Here is a 24,200-nt window from a genome sequence, read left to right as displayed (position 1 = left end):
CGCTATGTGCGCCGCTTCCCAGCACAGCCGGGAAATCCAAGAAAGCCGGAGGGGCCCCGCAATCCCGCGGATCAGCCAGCGATCGGCATTGAAGTGAAAGGAAGATGCATGGCTCTTTACGAGCACGTGTTTCTTGCGCGCCAGGACCTGAGTCAGTCTCAGGTCGACGCCTTGGCCGCGCAAGCCACCGAAATCGTCGAGAAGAACGACGGCAAGGTCACCAAGACGGAGACCTGGGGCCTCAAGAATCTCGCCTACAAGATCGACCGCAACCGCAAGGCGCATTTCGTCATGCTCAACATCGACGGACCGGGTTCGGTCGTCGCCGAGCTCGAGCGCCAGACCCGCATCAACGAAGACGTCCTGCGCTTCCTGACCATCCGCGTCGAAGAGCACGAAGAAGGCCCGTCGGTCATGATGCGCAAGAACGACCGCGATCGCAAACGCCGGGGAGACAGCTGATGGCCCGTCCGTTTTTCCGCCGCCGCAAGTCGTGCCCTTTCTCGGGCAAGGATGCACCCGCCATCGATTACAAGGACGTGCGCCTGCTCCAGGGCTTCATGTCCGAACGCGGCAAGATCGTGCCTTCGCGCATCACCGCCGTTTCCGCCAAGAAGCAGCGTGAACTCGCCAAGGCGATCAAGCGTGCGCGTCACCTGGGCCTGCTGCCCTACATCGTGAAGTAAGGAGAGAGCACATGGATATCATTCTCCTCCAGCGGATCGAGAAGCTCGGCACCATCGGCGACGTCGTGACCGTCAAGGACGGCTACGCGCGCAACTACCTGCTGCCGAACAAGAAGGCGCTGCGCGCCAACGAGGCCAACAAGAAGGTCTTCGAAGCCAACCGCGAGCGTCTCGAGAAAGAGAACGCCGAGCGTCGTACCGAAGCCGAGAAGGCGGGCGAAAAGATCGACGGTACCGAGATCGTCCTGATCCGTGCCTCGTCGAACTCGGGCCAGCTCTACGGTTCGGTCAATGTGCGCGATATCGTCGCCGGCCTCGAGGAAAAGGGCCACGAGATCGACAAGAAGCAGGTCATCATGGGCAACCCGATCAAGACGATCGGCATGCATGACGTGCGCATCGACCTCCACCCCGAAGTCTCGATCACGGTCAAGGCCAACGTCGCCCGTTCGGACGACGAAGCCGAACTCCAGGCGCAGGGCGTCGACGTGATGGCTCAGATGTTCGAAGAGGACAACGTTCCGTCGGACTTCACCGAGGAACGCGATCCCAACGCCGAACCCGGCGAGATCCCGGCCGAAATGCTCGAAGAGGGCGTGGATTCGGCCGAGGGCGAAGAAGCCGAAGCCACGGACGAAACGACCGAAGGCTGATCGCTTTCGATCAAGCAACGACAAGGGGGCGCGGTTCGCTAGGGACCGCGCCCCTTTTTCATGGTGCTCGCGAAAGCAACCAATCGGTCCTCACCAGGTCGAGAAAGATCGGGCCGGCCTCGTCCAGCTGGCGGCGGGCGACCGCGTCGAATTCCGGCGCCGACGCCAGGCGCTCCCGCGTGCTGTCCGACGCATCGACCAGCAGGTCGCGCGCCTCTTCCAATTGCCCCAGCCTCATCAGCACGCTGGCCGCTTAGCCCATGGTCCGGATACCGACCTGCGATTGCGGATCGTTGTGACGGACCAGCAACAGGGCCCCGCGGTACCAGCCGAGACCTCGATCGCATTCCCACCTTGTAATCCGAATATCGGGTGCGGCAATCGGTCGGATTCGGACAGTGACCAGATGCCGCCCGGACTTGGGAAAGCGACCGGAAGGCATGCCCTCCCTTTGCTTTGTAACATTGCTATGGCTATCAGCCCGCGATGCAAAAGACGAAAAAGATCATCGAAGACCTGCAGCGGCTCTACGACGAAGCCGTCGCCACCCTTCAGGCCGATATTGCCGCGTTCGCCAAGGACGGCACGATCCCGCCCGATAGCCGGCGGCAGGAAAACGCCTGGTGTTATCCCGAATTGCGTCTGCGCTATCGCGGGGGCGAGGCCGCCGGCGGGTTCGGACGCAGCTTCGGGCGGCTCAACGAGGCCGGTATCTATGCCACCACGATCACCAAGCCGACGCTGTTCGCAGCCTATCTCGAAGAGCAGCTGAGCCTGCTGAGCGGCGATTACGACGTCGAGATCTCGGTGGGACGGTCTACCCAGGAGATTCCCTTCCCCTACGTGCTCGACGGTGCGGCAGGCGCGGCGATGGCTTCGGTCAGCCCGAACGACCTCGCGCGCCATTTCCCCTCGACCGAGCTCGCCGACATCGGCGACGAACTGGCCGACGGCTACGACCTGCAGGATCCCGAATTTCCCAAGCCGCTCTCGCTGTTCGACGGACTGCGGACCGATTTCAGCCTCGCGCGGCTGGCCCATTATACCGGCACCAGCACAGAGCACTTCCAGCGCTTCATCCTGTTCACCAACTACCACCGCTACGTCGACGAATTCGTGGACTGGGCGGGCGCCCAGCTCGGGAAGGACGGTTATCAGGCGCTCCACGGCGCGGGCGGGCTGCACCTGTCCGAACCGGTCGAGCATGCACGGAACCGCCTGTCGGACACCGCTTGGCGGCGCCACCAGATGCCTGCCTACCACCTCGTCGGCGAGGACCGCGGCGGGATCACGCTGGTCAATATCGGTGTCGGCCCGTCCAACGCGAAGACGATCTGCGACCACCTCGCCGTGCTGCGCCCCGAAGCTTGGCTCATGATCGGCCATTGCGGCGGCCTGCGCCCGAGCCAGAAGATCGGCGACTACGTGCTCGCCCACGCCTATCTGCGCGACGACCATGTTCTCGACCCGGTGTTGCCGCCCGAAATCCCCCTCCCCGCGATCGCCGAGGTGCAACAGGCGCTGGCCGGCGCGGCGGAGGAAGTCTCGGGCGAGCATGGCAGCGATTTGAAGAAGCGAATGCGCACCGGCACCGTCGTCACCACCGACGATCGCAACTGGGAGCTGCGCTACACCAGTTCGGCGCGTCGCCTGTCACTCAGCCGCGCAGTCGGGATCGACATGGAAAGTGCCACGATCAGCGCGCAGGGCTATCGCTTCCGCGTCCCCTACGGCACGCTGCTATGCGTCAGTGACAAGCCGCTCCACGGTGAGATCAAGCTGCCGGGCCAGGCCAACAAGTTCTACGAGGAGGCGATCGCAGCGCACCTCCAGATCGGGGTCCGCACCTGCCAGCTACTTCGCGCCGAGGGCCCGCGACTGCATTCGCGCAAGCTGCGCGCGTTCAACGAACCGCCCTTCCGCTGACCCGCACGGCACGGTCATACGCATTGTCGAACCTGCCTGTCCCTTGACCGGTTTACGCGTTAGCACCTAGTTGTTCGGGGCTGTCGCATAGGGGAAACTGCAGGTCTTGGGTAACCCGTCAGGTCGCAATTACATGCAAGTACACGTCATCGATCCCGATGCTGCAAGGCGCGCGGAAATCTCGCGCCTGATACTGCAGAACGGACAACACGTCGAAATCTATGAAAATACCGATGAGTTCCTCTCCTGGCGCGCGCGCAGCGGGTACGTACTCGCGTTCGAGGGCGGGGAATTCCGACCGCTTGCGCGATTGAACGAGGCAGGCGATTCGGCATATGCAACGCTGCCGGTGGCGATGTATTCGGACGAACCCGAGGTCGAACGCGTGATCGAGGCAATGCTGTCGGGTGCGGTCGGCTACCTCGAATGGCCGCAAAGTTCTGACAGCTTCGAGCGGGCGCTACGAGATATCACGAAGCGCGCCGAAGTGCGCCGCGCCAAGTTCGAACGGATCGAGAAAGCCCAGTCTCTGGTTCGCGGGCTGTCGAGCCGCGAATCCGAGGTGCTGGCAAGCCTGACCAACGGCCTGTCGAACAAGGAAATCGCACGCAATCTCGGCATCAGCCCGCGCACGGTCGAGATCCACCGCGCCAACATGTTCTCCAAGATCAATGCGAACTCGACGGCGGATGCGGTTCGGACCGGCGTGTATGCCGGTCTAGACGGCTGACATCGGTTTCGATTTCATCGGCCCGATCCGCCATCGCCATCACGCATCGCGTCCAGCCAAGCACGATGGCACGGGGAAACACGTCGTTCGCCGCCCCGACGGCATCGAAAACGGGCGCGTGGACCTCCAGCTTGAGCGTCCCGTCGGGTTTGGCAATCACCAGCTTTAGCGACGGGTTCAGCAGTTCGATCGAGGCCTTGTAGAGGTCGCTCGCGCGCAGGAATTCGTCATATTCCGCCTCGGACGCCTCGGATGCGAATATATCTCCGAGCGCAGCCGGGGCGAGGCGCGACAGCGTATGGGCGCTGCGCAGGTAGCGCTCTTGATGCGTCGGCTCGTCATCCGCTGCGGCGCGATCATGCAGGCGCGCGATTGCCGCGATCCAGCTTTGCGGGTCGAGCGGCTCCTCCAATTGATCCATCGGCAACTCGTAATCCGAGCAGTGAAGCCGGACCCCTCCCGGTAATGGCCAATGCTGCCATCCGTCGCCCTGCGAACCTGTTGATCGTTCTATGAGGGACAGCGCGACCAATTCATGAAGTTCCCCCGGAAATTGGAGTTAGCATCGGGATTTACGGTTGTCGAACCCAATTGTTCGGTTCCTTAGGGCGAACCATTTGTAATCGAGAGGGAAACCAGCCCGGTCGACATCCTGAGCGAGTGGTACGAGGTCAGCCCTGCCCCTTCGTCTTCGTCTTCCCGATCTTCGCGTTCTTCTCGATATAGTCGATGATCATGCCCGCCACGTCCTTGCCGGTGGCGTTCTCGATCCCTTCGAGGCCCGGCGAGGAATTCACCTCCATGATCACCGGGCCATGGTTGCTGCGCAGCATGTCCACGCCGCAAACGTTGAGGCCCATGCGTTTCGCCGCGCGGACTGCGGTGCTGCGTTCCTCGGGCGTGATCTTGATCAGTTGCGCGCTGCCGCCGCGGTGGAGGTTGGAGCGGAAGTCGTCGGGTGCGCCCGTGCGCTTCATCGCGGCAACGACCTTCCCGCCGATCACCAGCGCGCGGATATCGGTGCCGCCCGCTTCCTTGATGAATTCCTGCACGAGGATATTGACGTTGGCGCCGCGGAACGCCTCGATCACAGACTTGGCCGACGACATCGTCTCCGCAAGCACCACGCCGATGCCCTGCGTGCCTTCGAGCAGCTTGATCACCACCGGCGGCCCCTTGACCGCCTTGATGATCTCCTCGGCCTGCTTGGGATCGTTGGCATAGGCGGTAAGCGGCAGGCCGAGTCCGTATTTGGCGAGGATCTGCATGCTGCGCAGCTTGTCGCGGCTACGCCCGATCGCGACGCTTTCATTGAGCGGCCAGCAGCCGCGCATCTCGAACTGGCGCAGGATCGCGAGGCCGTAATTGGTCACCGACGCGCCGATGCGCGGGATGATCGCATCATAGCCGATGCACGGCTCGCCGTTGTAATAGACCTCGGGTCGATGGCTCGCGATGTGCACCGTGCAGCGGGTCGTATTGAGGATATCGAGCGAATGTCCACGCGCTTCCGCCGCCTCGACGAGGCGTTGGTGCGAATAGAGCTTGGGATTCCGGGCAAGCATCGCAATCTTCATGGTTTATGCCCTTTCACCGCTTCGCGGCCGTCTGTCTGCAACCAGGAATGCCCACTGTCGACGACGAAGCGCCGACGCAAGGAGGATCGCCCGATCAGCATCGGAAATTTCATGTCCGAGCGATCGGCGAGGCTGATCTCTGCCCGGAATTCGAGATCGCCGATCCGTAACGGCGACTTGATCACGTAGCGCCGCTGTTTCTCGCCGTTCGAACTGGTGATGCCGCGAATGTCGACATGCACCGCCTCGCAAATCTGGCGCACTTTTTGCTCGGGAAATTCGACGCTGAAACGAACGTATTTTTCTCCGTTCCGTTCGAATTCCTCGACCACTTGGCCGTGGAGCGAGGAAGTTCGCGCGCCGGTGTCGATCTTGGCGGGAACCTCGTGCAGGCCGAGTTCGGGCAGGTGCACCAGCTCGCGCCAGCCCACCACGGGCAGCTCCTTGCGGCGTTTGCTCATTCGACGATCGCGATCCCATCGCCACCGCCCTCGCCCGGAAGCCGGCGCAGCACGTCGCCGCTGGCGAAATCGATCTCGGCGATCGTGTTGCTCATCGTTTCGGCGGCATAGACGCGCTCCCCGTCGGGCGACCACAGCACGGTGACCTGCGTGCGCGCCTCGGCCTCGGCCGGGCTCGACACCGGGATGGTGCGGACCGGTTCGAAAGTGTCGAGGTCGATTACGGTCAGCGATCCGTCCATCAGGTTCGAAGTCACCGCGTAGTCGCCCTGCGGCCGGGTGACGATGCGGAGCGCGAACCGTCCGGTCGGGATGGTCTTGCGCACTTCGAGCGTCTGCGGGTCGATCGCATAGGCCTCGTTCGAACCGCGCGCCGAGACGTAGAGCGTCGCTCCGTCCCTCGACAGCGCGATGCCTTCCGGCTCCTCGCCGACCTCGACCGACAGGGGCGCGCGGCGCGTACGCAAATCGATTCGCGTGACCGTCTTCGAACCCAGGTCGGTGGTCCAGGCATGGCGCCCATCGGGCGCGACGGCGAGCATGTGCGTGCCGCGCTGGCCGCTGGCATATTCGAACGTCTCCGCCGCTCCCAGCGGGTCCTTGATCCAATAGATCGACTGGCGGCCCTCGGCGGTCGCATAGAGATCGCCATTGGCGTGCCAGACGATCCCGTGCGGACGCGCGCCCTCGCCCAGTTCGATGCTCTTCACCTTGCCGAGATCGGAAGTGCGGAAGATATCGACCGTGCGCCCGCCATAGCAGGCGAGCGCGACATACCGCTCGTCCGGCGAGGTCGCGAGCTCGTGCGGGTTGACACAGCTGGCCACTCGCGCGGTCTCCTCGCCGGAGGCAAGGTCGATCCGCGCGAGCGTGTTGCCGAACTTGCCCGCGACGAACAGCGCGCCGCCTACATCCGAGGCGCCGGACGCGCGCGTCTCTTCCCCGGCGATGGGCGCGCAGCCCAAGAGGGCGAGCACGGCGAGCGGCAGGAGCGACCTCACCATCCGGTCGGCTTGCCTTCGTTCTGCTCGTCGAGCCATGCCTTGAGCGGGGCGAAATACTCCATCATCGCCTTGCCGCTCATCTGGCGTTCGCCGGTGAACTCCTCGAGCGCGTCTGCCCAAGGCTTCGATCCGCCGAGTTCGAGCATGGCGTTCAATTTCTCGCCCACTTCCTCGTTGCCGTAGAACGAGCAGCGATGGAGCGGCCCGTCCCAGCCCGCCTGGTCGCAGGCGGCCTTGTAGAACTGGAACTGCAGCAACCGTGCGAGGAAGTAGCGGGTGTAGGAGACGTTGCCCGGGATGTGGTACTTCGCACCCGGATCGAAGGCATCGGCGGGGCGATCGACCGGCGGGGTGATGCCTTGGTATTCGCGCTTCAGACCGTGCCACGCCGAATTGTATTCGGCCGGCGTGATCGAGCCGTCGAACACGCCCCAGCGCCAGCGATCGACCAGCAGGCCGAACGGCAGGAACGCGACCTTGTCCATCGCCTGACGCAGCAGCAGGCCGATATCCTTGTCGGCACTGGGCACCTGGTCACGATCGAGCATCCCGATCTGGACGAGGTATTCGGGCGTGATCGAAAGCGCGATCATGTCGCCGATCGCCTCGTGAAACCCGTCGTTCGCGCCGGACAGGTAAAGGTAGGACTGGTCCTTGTAGGCGCGCTGGTAATAATTGTGGCCGAGCTCGTGGTGGATGGTGATGAAGTCGTCCGCATTGCGCTTGATGCACATCTTGATGCGGATGTCGTCCTTGTTGTCGAGGTCCCAGGCCGAAGCATGGCACACGACCTCGCGGTCTTCGGGCTTGGTGAACTGGCTGCGCTCCCAGAAGGTCCCGGGCAGCGGGTCGAAGCCGAGCGAGGAGAAGAAGTCCTCACCCACCTTCACCATCCCGCGTTCGTCGAGGCCCTTCTCTGCAATCAGTTCGGTCAGGTCGTAGCCCAGATCTCCCGATCCCTCGGGCGCGACCAGCGGGTAGATATTGCCCCATTCCTGCGCCCACATATTGCCGAGCAGGTCGGCACGGATCGGCCCGGTCTTGGGCTGGATCGCATCGCCATAGTGCTCGTTCAGTTTCCAGCGGACATAGGTGTGCAGGCTTTCATAGAGCGGCTTCACTTCCTGCCACATCCGCTCGGTCTCGGCGGCGAATTCCTCGGGTGTCATGTCATAGCCCGAGCGCCACATAGCGCCGACGTCGCTGAAGCCGAGTTCCTGCGCGCCGGCATTCGAGATCCCGACCAGTTCGCGATATTCATCCTTCATCGGCGCGCCGACATTGGTGTGCCAGCTGGCCCACATTTCGGCATATTCAGCGGGTGTGCGATCGAGATTGCCCATTTCGGCCTCGATGTCCGAGCCGCTGATCGGTTCGCCGTTGAGCGTGCCCTTGCCCGCGCCGTATTGCGAGTTGAGGCTGACGGCGAGCTGCGCCGCCCGTTCCGCCGCACCCGGGGTGGTGGGCGCCGGCAGGTTCACCGAGGTACGCAGGATATCGAGCTTGCGAGCGACGTCGGGCGCGAGTCCGGCCACTTCGGCATATTTCGCCGCTTCGAGGGCGTAGCGCACGGTCTTCTCGGTGCTCACCGCACCGATCTTGGCGGCCAGTTCGTTGGTGTCGTGGGTGATGTAGGTCGCGTTGATCCAGTCGATCCGCGCGGCCTCCACCGAATGGTCGAACAGGTCCGCCTCGACCATCGCGACCCACTTCGCCGCGCCTTCGGGCGTCAGCGGGTACTCGCGCGCCTCATCCTGCGCGGCCACCGGCGCGCTGGCAGGGGCTTCGGCATTGGCGGTACTACAGGCGGCAAGCCCCAGCGCGAGCGGCGCGATGGCGGCGGCGGTACGGAATTTCATGAAACGGCATCCTCTCGATTTTGCGTTGCGCGAAGTCTGGACTTCGCGCCGCGCCAAATCAAGCGGATAGGAAATCGGCGATCGCCTGTCCAAGCTCGGGCTTCACCACGCACGACATATGCGTGCCCGGCACCTCGACGTGCTCGGCATCGGGGATCGCCTCGGCGAGGCGTTCGGGCGAACCGTTGTCCCGATCCTCGTCGCCGCATACGATCGCGGTGGGCATCGAGATCGCTTCGAGTGCTTCGGGTGCGGTGTCCCCCACGCTTTGCAGCAGGTGGCGCGCGGCCACCCGGTCGGTCTTCATCGTCTTCATGAAATTCTTGGCGAAATAGGCCGGATCGCCGCGTTCGACTTCGTGGTAGCGATCGATCGCGTCGATGAAGAAGGCGGCACGTTTGTCCCATCCGGCGAGCCCTTCGAGCCCCATTCCCGCGAGCACCAGCCTGCGCGGGGTCAAGCCGGACAGCACTGCCCGAGCCGCCGTTCGCGCACCGAGAGAGAAACCGACCAGATCGTAGTCGACCAGATCGAGCGCCTGCACCAGCGCTGCGGTGTCGCTCACCAGCACGTCGTGCGGATAGGCCGAGGCCGTGTGCGGCTTGGCGCTTTCGCCGTGCGCACGCAGATCGGGCATGATGCATTCGAACCCGGCCTCGGCGAGCTTTGCCGCATGGCCGTACTTGATCCAGTTCATCTCGGCGCTCGAAAAGAGGCCGTGTAGGAGCAACACCGGGCGTCCCTCGCCCATGCGATGAACGGCGATCTCCTGCCCGTCGAAACTGGCGATCCGTTCGCTCATCGTGCCTGCAATCCCTTCTGCTCCATGCGCCACCTGGCAATGTCGATACGGTCTTGTCCGAAGAACGGCTCGCCGTCGAACACCAGCGTCGGGACGCCCCAGTGCCCAGCATCTTCGAGCGCCTGCTGGTTGGCGGCGATCTCAATGTCGAGGGCATCCGCGTCGTCTCGCGCTTCGGCTTCGAGGTCGGTAAAGTCTAGACCCGCGGCCGACGCAGCCTGTGCGAGATGATCGCCCTCGTGCCAGTTCGCCGCGCCGCCCCAGATCAGTCCGGCGGCTTCATGCGCGAAGGCGAGGCCGTGGCCGCGCCGCGCAGCGGCCTGGCCCAGCCGAGTGATGCGGTGGATATAGGGCTGCTTGTCGGCAATCTTGCGCGTGTGGAGGTCCTGCACGATCGGATCCGGCCGCGGGATGCCGAAGGGGATGCCGTGATATTCGGCAAGGCGCGGCACATCGCGCAGCAGGTAGCCGAGCCAGGCCGGATTGCTATGTTCGAAGAAATCAGGCTTGCGGATCGCGAGCGGGTAGACCGGGCGCAGCGCGATATCGACCGTATGGCTTTCCGCCAATGCACGATAGCGCCCGATCGCGAGATAGCTGTAGGGCGAACGAAAGCTGAAAAAGAGATCGGCGGGCAGGATCGGGTTGGCGCCGGTCATGTCAGCGGAAGAAGCACTGCGTGCCGGCGTAGAGCATCGTGACCGTGTCGCCCTGCTCGTCGAGGAATCCGCCGATCCCGCCGCTGCGAAACTCCATGCCGAGCGTGCTTTCCTGCATCGCCAGCGTGCGCGACTGCTCAAGCACCGCGCGGTTGCTTCCGACGCCCATGCCGTCGATCGTCGTCAGGCCGAGCGTGCCGTCGATGTTCCAGCCGACGAACTTCCCGTCCTGGAAATTGAGCGTCAGCCCGTCGATCGTCGAGAATTCCATCGGGCCGGCACCGCACTCGCGATTGCTGCTGCGCGTACCGCCCTTGCCGAGCGATCGGCCGAGCGCGTTCTCGACCACCTGCCGCCCGCTGCCGAAGGCGATCAGCCGGGTCGCGCCCGACGGAATGACCATCCGCAGCCCCTCGCCGTCGAGCGCCGCGATCGGTCGCGCATCGAACACGACCGTTTCGCCTTCCTGGAGAGGCTCGGGCTCGGCGATCGCTTCGGAAGGCAGCTCTACCTGCGACTGGTCGGATGTGCTCTCGTCGGAGGCGGGCTCGCCGCAGGCGGCCAGCAAAAGGACAGCAAGAACCGGTAGCGCCCGCATCGCGATCATCCCTTCTTCAGGCACTCCCGCCCGAGCAGTTCCGCGATCTGGACCGCATTGAGCGCCGCGCCCTTGCGGAGGTTGTCCGAGACGCACCACAGCGCGATGCCATTCTCGACCGTGGGATCGTCGCGCACACGGCTGATGAAGGTCGCACTGTCGCCGACGCATTCGACCGGGGTGACGTATCCGGCGTCTTCGCGCTTGTCGACAAGCATGATGCCGGGCGCCTCGCGCAGGATATCCTGGGCCTGCTCCGCCGACATCTCGTCCTCGAATTCGATCGCGATGCTTTCGGAGTGGCCCACGAACACCGGCACGCGCACGCAGGTCGCCTGGACCTTGATCTTCGCGCTCAAAATCTTCTTTGTTTCGACGACCATCTTCCATTCTTCCTTGGTCGATCCGTCATCGAGGAAGACGTCGATCTGGGGGATGACGTTGAAGGCGATCTGCTTCTGAAACTTTGCCGGCTCGGGGCTGTCGCCGACGAAGATCGCGCGGCTCTGCTCGAACAGTTCGTCCATCCCGGCCTTCCCGGCGCCCGAGACCGATTGGTAGGTCGAGACGACCACGCGCTTGATCGTGGCGGCATCGTGCAGAGGCTTCAATGCGACGACCATCTGCGCGGTCGAACAGTTCGGGTTGGCGATGATGTTGCGCTTGGAATATTCTGAAATCGCGTCCGGATTTACCTCCGGCACGATCAGCGGAACGTCCGGGTCCATCCGGTAGAGCGAAGAATTGTCGATCACCACGCATCCCGCCTTCGCGGCTTTGGGCGCATAGGTCTTGGATACGTCGGACCCGGCCGCGAACAACGCGATGTCCCAGCCGGTGAAATCGAAGTGCTCGATATTCTTGCATTTGAGCATCTTGCCGGTGTCGCCGAATTCGACCTCGCTCCCCTGCGAGCGTGAGGATGCGACCGCAGCGACCTCGTCGCACGGGAACTCGCGCTCGGCGAGCACCTGCATCACTTCGCGCCCGACATTCCCGGTCGCACCGACGACGACTACCCTGTAACCCAAATCCATGTCTCCACTGTGAGAGTGTGCCGCCGAGATAGCGATTACCTGCCCACCCGCAAGCGCACATTCGCTTGACCGACCCTGCGGTCAGATGATTCCCGCCAGATGCAGCGCAAGCAGCAGGATGGCCGCGACAGCGCCGAGGGCGCCGGTATAGGCGATCGCCGGATGGGCCACGCCATGCCGCACCGCAACGACGTTGACGACGGCGAAGACCGCGAGGAACACGAAGCTCGCGCCTTGCACGAGCTGGCTGAGACCACCGAAGACCGCGAGCACCGCCGCCACGACCGCGACGATCAATACACCCGCCCAGGGCACGCCCTCACTGTCGGTCTTGCCGAAGATCGCGGGGAGCTCACCTTCGGCCTCGGCTTCCTTCCCGAGGCGCGCGGTGGAGAAAATCGTCGCGTTGATCGCCGAGGCAGTCGAGAACACCGCGGCGATCGTGACCGCGATCAAGCCAGCGGTTCCGGCCGCAGCACGACCCGCATCCGCCAGGGCGACTTCCTTCTTCGCAATGATCGCATCGGCCCCGACCAGCATGGCAGTGCCCAAGGTGACGAGCACGTAGACCGAGATCGTGGCAACGATCGCCCACAGCATGGCCTTGCCGATCAAGGCCTTGCCGTCTTCCATGTCGTCGTAATCGTAGGCCAGCAGCTGGAAGCCTTCATAGGCCATGAACACGGTCGCAGCGCCGACGATAGCCCCGCTGATCCCGCTGCCGCTGCTGTCCGCCGCCGCCATCCGTTCCGGTGCCCAGCGGGGGAGGCCGATGAACGCCAGCCCGAACAGGATCGCCAGCTTGCCCCAAACGGCGACGATCTCGACGGTCGCACTTTCGCCGACCCCCTTCAGGTTGACTCCGGCCAGCACGAAGATCGCCAAGAGAGCCGCCACCTGCGGTAGCCACGAAGGCCCGCCGACGGCATGCGCGAGATAGGCCCCGAAGGTGAAGGCATAGACCGATACGGTCAGCGTATAGCCGAGCATCAGCGCCCAGACCGTGACGCGCGCGGCCCGTTCGGCCCCGACGCGGCGTAGGAAGGCGAAGGCGCCCCCGGCGCAGTCGAAATCCTGCGTCAGCCGCGCATAGCTGTATCCGGTCGCCAGCGCGATCAGGCCACCGATCACGAAGCTCAACCAGGCGAGCTTGCCCGCGACGGCGATGACCACGCCCAAAGTGGCGAAGATGCCGCCGCCGATCATGCCCCCGACCGCCATCGACCAGGCGGCATTGAAGCCCAGTTTGCCGCCGCGCTTCGTCACTCGGGTGCGGTCACCCCGTTCTGCTCGAGGAAACGGAAATAGGTGTTCCACAGGTGCGGCGAGATATTCTCGCCGGCCACGCGGTGGGTGTAGCCGGGATAGAGCATCATATCGAACGGGACGTTGGCCTCCTGCATCGCGGCGATCAGCTCGGTGGCGTTTTCGAATACCACGTTGTCGTCGGCCATGCCGTGCACCAGCAGTAGCGGGTCCTCGATCTTGTCGGCGTTCACGATCGCATTGCCGATCTCATAGGCTTCGGCATCGTCCTGCGGGGTGCCCATGTAGCGCTCGGTGTAGTGGGTGTCGTAAAGCTCCCACTTGGTCACCGGGGCACCCGCGATCGCGGCGGCATACAGGCCCGGATCAGCTTGCAGCATCAGGATCGACATATAGCCGCCATACGACCAGCCATAGGTCGCGATCTTGTCGGGATCGACGAAATCCAGCGTCTTGAGCCACTGGGCCCCGGTCGCCTGGTCCTCGACTTCGATCGTCCCCATCGCGCGGTAGATCTGGCTGAGGAAATCGACCCCCCGATTGGGGGTGCCGCGATTGTCGAGCGCGAACCAGATATAGCCCTTGTCGACCACTGCCTGCCGCAGCGCGCCACCCCAGCCCTTGTCGACGACCTGGCTGGTCGGACCGCCATAATGGTAGAAGAAGACCGGGTATTTCTTGCCTTCTTCGAGCTCGGGCGTGACCATCTCGTAATAGAGTTCGCTACCGTCGACGGCGGGAATCGTGCCGTAACGCGCCAGCGCGTGGCTCGCGAGATAGGGCGCGTACGGGTGGTCCCCTTCGACGCGGTTCTCCTCGATCCAGGCGAGGCGATTGCCCTCGGCATCGGCGATGTAGCTCTGCGTGGGCTGCGTATCGTTCGAACGCGAAACCAGCAGCGTCTGGCCCTTGCGGTCCATTGAGGCGCCGTTGACGTAGTCAGGGTCGGTCAGCAGCTGCGGTTCGCCCGACCAGTTGTCGATCGCATAGATCTGCGGGGCAAGCACATCGTCCTTGTTCGCGCGAAAGGTGATGCGTCCGCGCGCCTCGTCGATGCCGACCAGGTCCATCACCTGCCAGTCACCGTCGGTCAGCTGGGTCCATTCGCCGTCCGCGAACCGGTAGAAATGCCCCCACCCATCGCGCTCGGACCACCAGATCAGCGAACCGTCCTTAAGGAACCGGTAGTTGTCGCTGATCTCGACCCAATATCCGTCGCGCGCCCGTTCGGTGAACAACACTTCGCTGTCACCGGTGGCGGGATCGACCTTGAGCATGTCGATCCTGGTCTGCCCGCGATCCTGCCGCTGGACGTAAAGCGCGCTGCCATCGGGCGCCCAGTCGACACGCGCGAGGTAGATATCGGCTTCTTCGCCCAGATCGACCTTCACCCGGTCGCTGCCGTCGGGATCCATGACGAAAAGTTCGACCACGGCATTGGCGCTGCCCGCGACCGGATAGCGCTGGTCGAAAACCTTGGTCCCGGTCGCACCGATCGCGGCGCGGGTCACGATCCCGACCCCGCTTTCGTCGAAGCGCTGGACCGCGATGCGGCGGTCGTCGGGGCTCCACCAGAAGCCGGTCAGCCTGCCCATTTCCTCCTGCGCGACGAATTCGGCCTCGCCCCAGCGAATATCCTCGCCTTCCTTCGGTGTTACCGGCTGTGCGGCTTCGCCCACCGCGCCGACCCACAACTGCCGATCGCGCACGAAGGAAACGAAACCGCCTTCTTCGCTGAGCGTCGGGTTGAGTTCGCTTTCCTCGGTATCGGTCAGCCGCGTGACGCTGCCATCGAGCCGCGCGAGGTAGAGATCGCCATCGAGCGGGACGAGCAGTCCCTCGCCGTCGGGCGCCCATTGATAGGTGATGATGCCCTTCAAATTACCGACGCGCGCGCGTTCGCGCTGCATCTTCTCGTCCTCGGACAGTTCGCGGCCCGATCCTACCGTCTCGCTATCGACCAGCATCGTCCATTCGCGCGCCTCGCGGTCGAACGCCCACAGATCGTAGCGATCGCGATCGTTCTCGCGGTTACGTAGCAGGGTGAGATAACGGCCGTCGGGCGAAATCTTCACCCCGCGCGGGCTCGATCCGTCGAGCGACGGCGAGGCGAAGACGCGTTCGAACGTCAACTGCTTGGCTTCGGCGGGCTCAGTCATCGAAGCCTCCTGCGCGGCGGCAGGAACGGTCGAAGCGCTTAGCATCAGGGCGGCAAGAAACAGTCGCATGGTGTGTCATTCTCTCCCAAACTCGTCATTGCGAGGCGACGCAGTCGCCACGGCAATCCAGTGAAGAAGCGAGTCGGCGCCCTGGATTGCTTCGCTACGCTCGCAATGACGAAATCGGGGCCGGAATGCAAAAGGGGCGCTCCCTTGCCGGAAGCGCCCCTCATTTATTCGTCGGCTCGAAAGCCTGAAAGCTTACTTGGCGTCCTTCGCCGGGCGCGTGTCGCGGCGTTCGGCGATACGCGCGCTCTTGCCGGTGCGGCCGCGCAGGTAATACAGCTTCGCGCGACGCACGGCGCCGCGACGGATCACGGTGACGGTGTCGACGTTCGGCGAATAGAGCGGGAAGACGCGCTCGACGCCCTCGCCGAAGCTCATCTTGCGCACGGTGAAGTTCGAACCCATGCCGCGGTTCGAACGCGCGATGCACACGCCTTCGAAGTTCTGGATACGCTCGCGCTCGCCTTCCTTGACGCGCACGCCGACGCGGACGGTGTCGCCCGCGCGGAATTCGGGAATGTCCTTACCGAGGTTTTCGATCGCCTCGGCTTCGAGTGTCTGGATCAGGTTCATGCCTAATCGTCCTTCGTTTCGTGCCGCGCGCCAGAGGCAGACTGGTCCCGAGCGTCCGTATGACGCTCCCAAAGGTCCGGCCTGCGTAACCGTGTGTCTTCCTCGCTGCGTGCCTTGCGCCACGCCGCGATCTTCGCATGATCCCCCGATCGCAGCACTTCAGGGATCGTGCGCCCTTCCCATTCCTGAGGTCGGGTGAATTGCGGATATTCGAGGAGGCCGTTCTCGAACGATTCCTCGACCCCGCTATCGGGGGCGCCCATTACGCCGGGAAGCAGGCGAATGCAAGCGTCGAGTATCGCCAGCGCCGCGGGTTCTCCGCCCGACAGCACGATGTCGCCGAGCGAGACTTCCTCGACGTCGCGGCCTTCGAAGATGCGCTCGTCGAACCCCTCGAACCGGCCGCACAGCAGCGTAACCCCCGGCCCCGCCGCCAGCTCGCGAATGCGCGACTGCGAGATCGGCTTGCCGCGCGGGGTCATCGCCAGCACCGGCGCCTCGGGCGACAGCCTGCGCGCATGATCGATCGCCGCGCCGAGCACGTCGGGTTTGAGCACCATGCCTGCCCCGCCCCCGGCCGGCGTATCGTCGACCGTGCGGTGCTTGTCCTCCGCGAAATCGCGCAGCTGCACGGTGTCGAGCGACCATTTCTGCTCCTCGAGCGCCCGCCCCGCGAGCGACAGCCGAAGCGGCCCGGGAAACATCTCGGGATAGAGCGTAATGATGGTGGCGGCGAAGGTCATGGCCGGACGCCTAGCCTCTCGGGGAGCGCATATCCATCCCGTGCGTTGCCCCCTCATGGACGATTGCATCATCGTGGGCGCGGGGCCCGCCGGGCTGACTGCGGCGATCTATCTCGCGCGCTATCACCTCGATATCCGGCTGTTCGACGACGGTGGGAGCCGCGCGGCGTGGATCCCGACCAGCCACAACCATGCAGGCTTTCCCGACGGCATCAACGGCAAGGAACTACTCGCCCGCATGCTCGAACAGGCCGAGAAATACGGTGCGCATCGTGAGCAGAAGCGCGTGATCCACCTCCAGCGAACCGAGGACGGCTTCACCGTCGGCACCGAGGGTGCGACCTATCGCGCGCGCTCGGTCCTGCTCGCCACCGGGGTGGTCAACCGCCGCCCCGAGGGGATGGAGGACGACCTCCACGACGAGGCGCTGGCGCGAGGGCTGCTGCGCTATTGCCCGGTCTGCGACGGCTACGAGGTCACTGACAAGCGCGTCGGCGTGATCGGAACCGGCGCGCACGGCTGCGCCGAGGCGGAGTTCGTGCGCACCTACACCAGGGACGTCACTTTGGTCTCGCCGCTGCCCAGGCACGATTTCTCGGATAGCTGCGACCGCCGGCTCCGCGCCGCCGGGATCGACGCCGTCGACGGACCGGTCGCCAACTTCGCGATCGAGGGCGATTGCCTCGCCTTCGACACCGCCGAGGGGCGGATGAAATTCGCCAGCGTCTATCCCGCGCTCGGCTCGGATATCCGCTCCGAACTCGCCGCGCAGGCGGGGGCCGAGCTCAGCGACGAAGGCTGCGTCGCGACCGACGACCATCTCGAAACCAGCGTCCCCGGCCTGTTCGCGGCGGGCGACGTGGTGATCGGGCTCGACCAGATCAGCCATGCGATGGGCCAGGCAGGCGTCGCCGCGACGACGATCCGCAATCACCTGGCCGAGGACGAACCGTTGCGGCGCTAGGCCCTCAATTTCCGCATTTGACGAACACAACGCCGTCGCCGACGATTCGGTGTCCGCCGATCGAGACCGGATCGTAGGCGGCATCGGTAGCGGGGCGAAGGATCGCCATACCATCGGGTCCGCGACTCTCCAGCGGAAGGTCGGGCAGCGGATCGTCGAGCACGAGGCGCGGATAGTCCCCCAGCACGACCATGCTGTCGGTCGGTACGCCGTTGACGCTCGATTCGAGCACCAGCGCGCCGGGGCTGCGGCTGATCTGGAAATCGGGCTTTGCGCAGTTCGCATCGACACCCTTCGCGGTCCAGCTGCCCATGACATAGTCTTCGGTCAGCGCGACGCCGCCGGCGCGGGCCGGATCGCGATCGCGCGCAGGAGCATCCGCGCTCTCGATCGAATCCATCACGAGCGTGCCCTCGCCCTCTTGACAGAAGCTCGCATCGGCCAGCTCGCCGGTAATGCGGACGTAATCACCGGAGGCGAATTCATCCCCGCCGTTGAAGGCGTAGCGCTTGCCATCGGGTGTGTGCAGTACGCGGCATTCGACGCCGCTTTCGATGCGGCCTTCGACGGTCAGCAGCGAAGGGCTCCCCGAGGGGCGCGTCGCTGCTGGATCGTCGCTGGAGGGATCGCCCGGCGGTTCGGTCGATTGTTGGCATGCGCCGAGCGACAGGAGCGGCGCGAAGAGGATGGCGGAGAGGAGCGTCTTCGTATCGGTCATACCGATTCAAAGCGTCGTGAGCGCGACCGTTCCTAGTCTTCGGCGAAGGCCGCGTTGACCACCAGGCGCTCGTCATTCCACTCGGGCACGGCCTGTTCGGTCAGCGGAACCATGAACTTCTTGCCGTTTGCGCGCTCGATCTCGACGAGGTCGGTCGCACCGTAATTCATCACGTCGGCGACGGTGCCGATCGCCTCGCCTTGCTCGGTGACTACCGGGAGCCCGATCAGGTCGGCGTGGTAGTATTCGCCCTCTTCGAGCGGGGGCAGCGCGCCGCGCGGAACGGTGAGCGCGGTGCCGCGCAGCGCCTCGGCCTCATTGCGGTTCGAAACGCCCTCAAAACGGGCAATCGCGCCGCCCTTGTTGTCCGAACGGACCTTGGCGAGCTTCAGCGCGCCGTCATTGAAAGAGGGGTGGACGCGCAATTGCTCCCACCCTTCTCCGAACAGCTTGAGCCGGACTTCGCCCGCCACGCCGTGCGCGCCGGTGATGGCGGCGAGGGTGACGGGCTTGTCCGACATAAAGGCTTAGCCTTCCGACTTCTCTTCGTCGGCGGCTTCGTCCTTCTTCTCTTCTTCGGCCGGAGCTTCTTCCTTGGCTTCCTCGGCCGGAGCTTCTTCCGCAGCCGCTTCCTCGGCGGGAGCGTCTTCGGCCTTGGCTTCTTCTTCCTTCGGCGCTTCGGCTTCGGCCTTGGCCGCTTCTTCGGCTTCCTTGGCTTCGGCTTCCTTCGCGGCCTTCTCTTCGGCGCGTTCCTTGGCCTTCTCGCCCGGCTCGGCCTTCTGCGGGTTGTTGCGCGCTTCACGCTCGACGATGCCGGCGGCATCGAGGAAACGGGAGACGCGATCGCTCGGCTGCGCGCCGACGCCGACCCAGTAACGGGCGCGGTCTTCGTTCAGCTGGACGCGCTTTTCGTCGTCCTTGGCGAGCAGCGGGTTGTACACGCCGATCTGCTCGAGATACTTGCCGTCGCGCGGGCTGCGCGCGTCGGCGACGACGATGCGGTAGTAGGGACGCTTCTTGGCGCCACCACGCGAAAGACGGATTGCAACTGCCATTTGATATTACCTTTCAGTCCTAAACTCTTGAAATCACTTTTTCTTGTTCATCATGTCCTGGATTTCGGGAGGAATGTCGCCGCCCCCTGAGCCGCCGAGACCGGGGAGCGAAGGGGCGCCCCCGCCACCGCCGCCCATGCCGGGCATCCCGCCGCCGCCGAACAGCTTCCCGAGGCCACCGAGGCCGCCCATCTTCCTGATCTGCTTCATCGCCTTGGACATCTCCTGGTGCATCTTCAGGAGTTTGTTGACGTCCTGCACCTGGGTGCCCGAACCGGCGGCGACGCGCTTCTTGCGCTTGGCGTTCATCAGGCCCGGCTTGGCGCGTTCCTTCGCGGTCATCGAGCCGATGATCGCGTCCATGTGGAGCAGCACCTTGTCGTCCATGTTCGAGGCGGCCATCGCGGCCTTGGCCTTCTTCATCCCGGGCAGCATGCCCGCGAGCATGCCGAGCCCGCCCATGTTCTGCATCTGCTTCAGCTGGGTCCGAAGGTCGTTCAAGTCGAACTCGCCCTTCGACATGCGCTTGGCGAGGCGTTCGGCGTCTTCGGCATCGACCGTCGCGGCAGCCTTCTCGACCAGGCTGACGACGTCGCCCATGCCGAGGATGCGGCCCGCGACGCGCTTCGGATGAAACGCTTCGAGCGCATCGAGCTTCTCGCCGGTACCGGCGAACTTGATCGGCTTGCCCGTTACGGCGCGCATCGAGAGCGCCGCACCACCGCGCGCATCGCCGTCCATCCGAGTGAGGACCACGCCGGTCAGCGGGACCTCGTCGGTGAAGCTCTTGGCGACGTTGACCGCGTCCTGGCCGGTGAGCGAGTCGACCACCAGCAAGACTTCGGCCGGATCGGCCGCGCCGGCGACCGCCTTCATCTCGGCCATCAGCGCATCGTCGACATGCAGGCGGCCCGCTGTGTCGAGCATCAGCACGTCGAAATTCTGCAGCCGCGCCGATTCGAGCGCGCGCCTGGCGATGTCGACCGGCTGCTGGCCCGGGACGATCGGCAGCGTGGCGATATCGGCCTGCTGGCCAAGCACCGCGAGCTGTTCCTGCGCCGCCGGGCGCGCGACGTCGAGCGACGCCATCATCGCCTTCTTGCCGTGCTTTTCGCGGATATAGCGCGCGATCTTGGCGGTGCTGGTGGTCTTGCCCGAGCCCTGCAGGCCGACCATCATCACGACGGCGGGCGGCTTGACCTCGAGCTTGAGGCGCGATTCCTCGGGCGCGGGCGCGCCTTCCTCTTCGTCGGGATCGCCGCCCAGCGTGCGCACAAGCTCGTCATTGACGATCTTGATGACCTGCTGGCCGGGCGAAACCGCGCGCAGCACGTCCTGGCCGATGGCCTTTTCGGTGACGGCATCGATGAAGCGGCGGACGACCGGCAGCGCGACGTCGGCTTCGAGCAGCGCGATCCGCACCTCGCGCATCGCATCGCGCACGTCCTGCTCCTTGAGCGCACCGCGCCCCCGCAGCTTGTCGAACGTGGCACCGAGGCGATCGGACAGGTTGTCGAACACGCTTTGCCGTACTCCTTTTCAGCGGAAAACCCGCCAAACGCGAAAAACGCCGGCGGACGAAACCTCGTCGGCCAGCGTGCGAGGCGCATGCCCCGACTAGATGTAAAACCGTTCGTCCCGAATATTGGTCAGGACGGATGAATGGTGGAGCCTAGCGGGATCGAACCGCTGACCTCAACACTGCCAGTGTTGCGCTCTCCCAGCTGAGCTAAGGCCCCAATCATTCATTTTCGCCGCCTGCCGGAGAGACCCGGATGGTGGCGAGGACGCGCCCTTTATGACCGCGCCCCGGGTTTGGCAACCCTTATCAGAAAACGAATTAGCTGTCGTCTTCCTTGTCGTCGTCGCCCTTGCCCTTGGTCACGCCAAGGTCGTCGTCACCACCGAGGTCGACTTCGTTGTCGGGCGAATCGTCGTCCTCGTCGATATCGTCCAGATCGTCATCGGCCAGATCCGAATCGGAGTCGCTGTCCTTTTCCTTCTTCTCGTCCTCGAAGGGGATCGGCTGCTTGGGCTTCAGCACGGGCTCGGGGTCCCACTCGTTCCCGCATTCGATGCAGGTGACGGGGTGCTCTTCGCCCAGGTCGTAGAAGCGGGTGCCGCATTTCGGGCAGGTCCGCTTGGTGCCCCATTCCGGTTTGGCCATGGTCTTCCTCAAACGCTTGCCCCGCGAAAATCGCGGGAGAAAATTCAGTGATGCAGGTGGCGGCGGGGCGGGATGGAATCAAGCCCTTTCGCATTGGCGGCGCGCCTTGCCATAGGGTGCGGTCGCTGTCAAAGCGCGGCTTCTCATGAACGGCCCTTCCCGCACCTTTACGCCCGGCGGCCCGCTGCGCGGCACGATCGCGGTGCCGGGCGACAAGTCGATCAGCCACCGCGCGCTGATGCTCGGCGCCAGCGCGCTGGGCGAGACGCGGATTTCCGGCCTGCTCGAGAGCGATGACGTGCGCGCCACCGCCGCCGCGCTGCGCGCAATGGGCGTCGCCATCGAACGCGACGGCGCAGACTGGGTGGTCCAGGGCCTCGGCACGGGCGGGCTGATGTCGCCGCGCGCGCCGCTCGACATGGGCAATAGCGGGACCAGCGCCCGGCTTCTGTCCGGACTGGTCGCGAGCCAGGACATAGCAGTCACGCTGACCGGCGATGCCAGCCTGTCGCGCCGCCCGATGGGGCGCGTGATCGAGCCGCTCTCCCGCATGGGCGCGGAGTTCCGGTCGCGCGATGGCTGCCTGCCGATGACGGTCACGGGCTCAAAGCGCGCAATCCCGATTGCCTACCGCCTCCCCGTCGCCAGCGCGCAGGTGAAGAGCGCGGTGCTGCTCGCCGCGCTCAATACGGCGGGCACGACCACCGTGGTCGAGCCCGAGCCGACCCGCGACCATACCGAACGCATGTTGCGTGCCTTCGGCGCGGAAATCGATTGCGGCGAAGAGAACGGGGCGAACGCCATCCGCCTGCACGGCGAGGCCGATCTGCGCGGCCAGCGCGTCACGGTCCCCGGCGACCCATCCTCGGCCGCGTTCTTCATCGTCGCCGCGCTGCTCGTGGAAGGCAGCGACCTGACCATTCGCAACGTCGGGATGAACCCGAGCCGCGCCGGGCTGCTCGCTATATTGCGCGAGATGGGCGGTGCGATCGAGATCGCCGCCGAGCGCGAGGCGGGTGGTGAGCCGGTCGCCGACCTGCGGGTGCGGCAATCGACGCTTGCCGGACTCGACATCGATCCGGCCCTCGCACCCTCGATGATCGACGAATTCCCGATCCTCTTTGTCGCCGCCGCACTGGCGGAAGGGACGACTCGCACGACCGGCCTCGGCGAATTGCGGGTGAAGGAAAGCGATCGCCTGGCCGCCATGGCCGCCGCACTGGGCGCGATCGGCGCGCAGGTGGAAGAACACTCCGACGGCCTGACCATTCACGGCACCGGCGGCGCGCCGCTGGCCGGAGGCGGTCCCGTCCCCACTCGTCTCGATCACCGCATCGCGATGAGCATGGCGGTGGCCGGCCTCGCCAGCACGCGGGGGGTGACGATCGACGACGCTTCGCCTATCGGCACCAGCTTTCCGACCTTCATCGATACGCTGGAGCGCACTCGCGCATGATTCCCATTTCGTCCCAGACCGCGAACCTGATCGGCTTTGCCGGCAGCTTCTGCATCGTCGCCGCTTTCGCCTACGCCAATCGCGCGAAGCGGATGGACAAGCTCGTCTACAATCTCGTCAACCTGCTCGGGGCGGCGCTGCTGACCGTGTCGCTGCTGGTCAACTTCAACCTGCCGACGCTCGTGCTCGAAATCGTGTGGATGATGATCGCCACCTACGGCATCATCGTCGCGCTGCGTGAACGGTCGGCAGCACGACAGGAGGCAGGCGCATGATCATCGCCGTCGACGGACCGACTGCCTCGGGCAAGGGCACCATCGCCCGCGCCCTCGCCGAACATTACGGGCTCCCGCATCTCGACACCGGCCTGCTTTACCGCGCGGTCGGGCGTCAGGCGCTTATTTCCGATTTCGATCCCGACAGCCCGGTCGAGGCGCTCTGCGCCTGCGGTTTCCACGACAAGCTGCTCGAGGATCCAGAACTTCGCAGCGAGGAAACCGGCGGATTGGCGAGCCGCGTCTCGATCCACCCCGGCGTGCGCCAGGCGCTGTTCGAGCGCCAGCGCGCCTTCGCACTGCAGGATGGCGGCGCGGTGCTCGACGGGCGCGACATCGGGACGGTGATCGTGCCCGAAGAGGCCGACGCCAAGCTGTTCGTCACCGCCAGCGCCGCCGCGCGCGCCTCGCGCCGCTTTCGCGAAATGCAGGAGAACGGCGTCGACACGACGCTCGAGGAGATCACCGAGCAGATCGAGGCGCGCGACAAGCGCGACCAGGAGCGCGAGGATTCGCCGCTCAAGCCGGCGCCCGATGCCTATGTCCTCGACACCACGCTGATGAAGAAGGAAGAGGCGATTGCGGCTGCGATCCGTGCGGTCGAGCGGGCGCTGAAAGGCGAAAACTGACCCCTCCCTCCGCCGTTCCCCCGGCACGAATCACCCTTGCCTTACGCGCGTTTTTCGCCTAGGCGCGCGCCGGTCCGACGGTGTGGAACCGTTCGGCGGCAGGCTATCCCAAGCACGGCTGGGTTGACTGAAGGGCG

The 24,200-nt window shown here is 64.9% G+C and carries 28 protein-coding genes and 1 tRNA gene; 9 read left to right on the top strand and 20 right to left on the bottom strand.

Annotation, left to right across the window (positions count from 1 at the left end):
• The first annotated feature begins 108 nt into the window (after positions 1-108).
• Genes rpsF through rplI form a run of 3 tightly spaced genes read left to right on the top strand, consistent with a single transcriptional unit; the run spans position 109 to position 1,339 of the window.
• The gene (gene rpsF, locus T8S45_RS03100; protein ID WP_188641578.1) at positions 109-462 is read left to right on the top strand and encodes a 30S ribosomal protein S6; all 354 of its coding nucleotides are present in this window, start codon (positions 109-111) and stop codon (positions 460-462) included.
• Positions 462-686, top strand: coding sequence for a 30S ribosomal protein S18 (gene rpsR, locus T8S45_RS03095; RefSeq protein ID WP_188641577.1), 225 nt, complete (start codon positions 462-464; stop codon positions 684-686). The genes rpsF and rpsR overlap by 1 nt, the downstream gene beginning before the upstream one ends.
• Positions 687-697: 11 nt before the next feature.
• A complete protein-coding gene (rplI, locus tag T8S45_RS03090; RefSeq protein WP_188641576.1) occupies positions 698-1,339 on the top strand; it encodes a 50S ribosomal protein L9 in 642 nt (213 codons plus the stop codon).
• 58 nt (positions 1,340-1,397) lie between these two features.
• Here the strand turns inward: rplI and T8S45_RS03085 are convergent, their stop codons facing one another.
• Entirely contained in the window at positions 1,398-1,583 is a 186-nt protein-coding gene (locus T8S45_RS03085; protein ID WP_322294636.1) for a hypothetical protein, read from the bottom strand.
• Between the two features lie 242 nt (positions 1,584-1,825).
• Here T8S45_RS03085 and T8S45_RS03080 point away from each other — a divergent pair, with 242 nt between their 5' ends.
• Together T8S45_RS03080 and T8S45_RS03075 are read left to right on the top strand one after the other, a co-directional pair.
• Entirely contained in the window at positions 1,826-3,265 is a 1,440-nt protein-coding gene (locus T8S45_RS03080; protein WP_322294635.1) for an AMP nucleosidase, read from the top strand.
• Positions 3,266-3,398: 133 nt separating this feature from the next.
• Positions 3,399-3,995 (top strand): response regulator transcription factor, encoded by a 597-nt coding sequence (locus T8S45_RS03075; protein WP_188641573.1) that lies wholly within the window; start codon positions 3,399-3,401, stop codon positions 3,993-3,995.
• Here the strand turns inward: T8S45_RS03075 and T8S45_RS03070 are convergent.
• The 13 genes from T8S45_RS03070 to trmD form a co-directional block, all read right to left on the bottom strand.
• On the bottom strand, positions 3,934-4,416 hold the full coding sequence (locus tag T8S45_RS03070) for a hypothetical protein (RefSeq protein ID WP_322294634.1): 483 nt from the start codon (positions 4,414-4,416) through the stop codon (positions 3,934-3,936). The genes T8S45_RS03075 and T8S45_RS03070 overlap by 62 nt on opposite strands.
• 250 nt (positions 4,417-4,666) lie before the next feature.
• The gene (gene rimK, locus T8S45_RS03065) at positions 4,667-5,572 is read right to left on the bottom strand and encodes a 30S ribosomal protein S6--L-glutamate ligase (protein ID WP_188641571.1); all 906 of its coding nucleotides are present in this window, start codon (positions 5,570-5,572) and stop codon (positions 4,667-4,669) included.
• Positions 5,569-6,033 carry an ATP-dependent zinc protease family protein gene (locus T8S45_RS03060; RefSeq protein ID WP_322294633.1) on the bottom strand — a complete coding sequence of 155 codons (465 nt, stop codon included), beginning with the start codon at positions 6,031-6,033 and terminating at the stop codon, positions 5,569-5,571. Before T8S45_RS03060 ends, rimK begins: the two co-directional genes overlap by 4 nt.
• Positions 6,030-7,037 carry a YncE family protein gene (locus T8S45_RS03055; protein ID WP_322294632.1) on the bottom strand — a complete coding sequence of 336 codons (1,008 nt, stop codon included), beginning with the start codon at positions 7,035-7,037 and terminating at the stop codon, positions 6,030-6,032. Before T8S45_RS03055 ends, T8S45_RS03060 begins: the two co-directional genes overlap by 4 nt.
• Positions 7,031-8,896, bottom strand: coding sequence for a M2 family metallopeptidase (locus T8S45_RS03050; protein WP_322294631.1), 1,866 nt, complete (start codon positions 8,894-8,896; stop codon positions 7,031-7,033). The genes T8S45_RS03055 and T8S45_RS03050 overlap by 7 nt, the downstream gene beginning before the upstream one ends.
• A 58-nt stretch (positions 8,897-8,954) precedes the next feature.
• On the bottom strand, positions 8,955-9,698 hold the full coding sequence (locus T8S45_RS03045) for an alpha/beta fold hydrolase (RefSeq protein WP_322294630.1): 744 nt from the start codon (positions 9,696-9,698) through the stop codon (positions 8,955-8,957).
• The gene (locus tag T8S45_RS03040) at positions 9,695-10,357 is read right to left on the bottom strand and encodes a 2-hydroxychromene-2-carboxylate isomerase (RefSeq protein WP_322294629.1); all 663 of its coding nucleotides are present in this window, start codon (positions 10,355-10,357) and stop codon (positions 9,695-9,697) included. Before T8S45_RS03040 ends, T8S45_RS03045 begins: the two co-directional genes overlap by 4 nt.
• 1 nt (position 10,358) lies before the next feature.
• Complete coding sequence (locus T8S45_RS03035; protein ID WP_322294628.1) at positions 10,359-10,955, bottom strand: aspartate-semialdehyde dehydrogenase; 597 nt, start codon at positions 10,953-10,955, stop codon at positions 10,359-10,361.
• Between the two features lie 5 nt (positions 10,956-10,960).
• Entirely contained in the window at positions 10,961-11,986 is a 1,026-nt protein-coding gene (locus T8S45_RS03030) for an aspartate-semialdehyde dehydrogenase (protein WP_322294627.1), read from the bottom strand.
• 87 nt (positions 11,987-12,073) lie between these two features.
• Positions 12,074-13,258 (bottom strand): APC family permease, encoded by a 1,185-nt coding sequence (locus T8S45_RS03025; RefSeq protein ID WP_322294626.1) that lies wholly within the window; start codon positions 13,256-13,258, stop codon positions 12,074-12,076.
• Positions 13,255-15,486 (bottom strand): S9 family peptidase, encoded by a 2,232-nt coding sequence (locus T8S45_RS03020; protein WP_322294625.1) that lies wholly within the window; start codon positions 15,484-15,486, stop codon positions 13,255-13,257. The genes T8S45_RS03025 and T8S45_RS03020 overlap by 4 nt, the downstream gene beginning before the upstream one ends.
• 192 nt (positions 15,487-15,678) lie before the next feature.
• Positions 15,679-16,056, bottom strand: a complete 378-nt coding sequence (rplS, locus tag T8S45_RS03015; RefSeq protein WP_188641563.1) for a 50S ribosomal protein L19 — start codon at positions 16,054-16,056, stop codon at positions 15,679-15,681.
• Between the two features lie 2 nt (positions 16,057-16,058).
• Positions 16,059-16,799 (bottom strand): tRNA (guanosine(37)-N1)-methyltransferase TrmD, encoded by a 741-nt coding sequence (trmD, locus tag T8S45_RS03010; protein WP_322294624.1) that lies wholly within the window; start codon positions 16,797-16,799, stop codon positions 16,059-16,061.
• Positions 16,800-16,854: 55 nt separating this feature from the next.
• On the opposite strand from trmD, the gene T8S45_RS03005 reads away from it, so the two are divergent.
• Positions 16,855-17,763 carry an NAD(P)/FAD-dependent oxidoreductase gene (locus tag T8S45_RS03005; RefSeq protein WP_322295182.1) on the top strand — a complete coding sequence of 303 codons (909 nt, stop codon included), beginning with the start codon at positions 16,855-16,857 and terminating at the stop codon, positions 17,761-17,763.
• A gap of 4 nt (positions 17,764-17,767) precedes the next feature.
• Here the strand turns inward: T8S45_RS03005 and T8S45_RS03000 are convergent, their stop codons facing one another.
• The 6 genes from T8S45_RS03000 to T8S45_RS02975 all read right to left on the bottom strand — a co-directional run bounded on the left by T8S45_RS03000 (position 17,768) and on the right by T8S45_RS02975 (position 21,703).
• Entirely contained in the window at positions 17,768-18,481 is a 714-nt protein-coding gene (locus T8S45_RS03000) for a DUF5818 domain-containing protein (RefSeq protein ID WP_322294623.1), read from the bottom strand.
• A gap of 32 nt (positions 18,482-18,513) precedes the next feature.
• Complete coding sequence (rimM, locus tag T8S45_RS02995; protein ID WP_322294622.1) at positions 18,514-19,002, bottom strand: ribosome maturation factor RimM; 489 nt, start codon at positions 19,000-19,002, stop codon at positions 18,514-18,516.
• A 6-nt stretch (positions 19,003-19,008) separates the two neighbouring features.
• Complete coding sequence (rpsP, locus tag T8S45_RS02990; RefSeq protein ID WP_322294621.1) at positions 19,009-19,536, bottom strand: 30S ribosomal protein S16; 528 nt, start codon at positions 19,534-19,536, stop codon at positions 19,009-19,011.
• Between the two features lie 33 nt (positions 19,537-19,569).
• Positions 19,570-21,057, bottom strand: a complete 1,488-nt coding sequence (gene ffh, locus T8S45_RS02985; protein ID WP_322294620.1) for a signal recognition particle protein — start codon at positions 21,055-21,057, stop codon at positions 19,570-19,572.
• 142 nt (positions 21,058-21,199) lie between these two features.
• Positions 21,200-21,275 (bottom strand) — tRNA-Ala (locus tag T8S45_RS02980).
• Between the two features lie 101 nt (positions 21,276-21,376).
• Entirely contained in the window at positions 21,377-21,703 is a 327-nt protein-coding gene (locus T8S45_RS02975) for a TIGR02300 family protein (RefSeq protein WP_188641556.1), read from the bottom strand.
• 145 nt (positions 21,704-21,848) lie between these two features.
• On the opposite strand from T8S45_RS02975, the gene aroA reads away from it, so the two are divergent.
• The 3 genes from aroA to T8S45_RS02960 are packed head-to-tail and all read left to right on the top strand — an operon-like array spanning position 21,849 to position 24,063.
• Positions 21,849-23,159 carry a 3-phosphoshikimate 1-carboxyvinyltransferase gene (gene aroA, locus T8S45_RS02970; RefSeq protein ID WP_322294619.1) on the top strand — a complete coding sequence of 437 codons (1,311 nt, stop codon included), beginning with the start codon at positions 21,849-21,851 and terminating at the stop codon, positions 23,157-23,159.
• Entirely contained in the window at positions 23,156-23,434 is a 279-nt protein-coding gene (locus T8S45_RS02965; RefSeq protein WP_322294618.1) for a CBU_0592 family membrane protein, read from the top strand. Before aroA ends, T8S45_RS02965 begins: the two co-directional genes overlap by 4 nt.
• Positions 23,431-24,063, top strand: a complete 633-nt coding sequence (locus T8S45_RS02960; RefSeq protein ID WP_322294617.1) for a (d)CMP kinase — start codon at positions 23,431-23,433, stop codon at positions 24,061-24,063. Before T8S45_RS02965 ends, T8S45_RS02960 begins: the two co-directional genes overlap by 4 nt.
• Positions 24,064-24,200 lie beyond the last annotated feature (137 nt).

Origin of the sequence: Pseudoblastomonas marina, assembly GCF_034374265.1 — a bacterium.
Lineage (GTDB): Bacteria > Pseudomonadota > Alphaproteobacteria > Sphingomonadales > Sphingomonadaceae > Alteriqipengyuania_A > Alteriqipengyuania_A marina.
The sequence above is the reverse complement of the archived record's forward strand: the minus strand, read 5'-3'. Positions and strand labels throughout refer to the sequence as shown.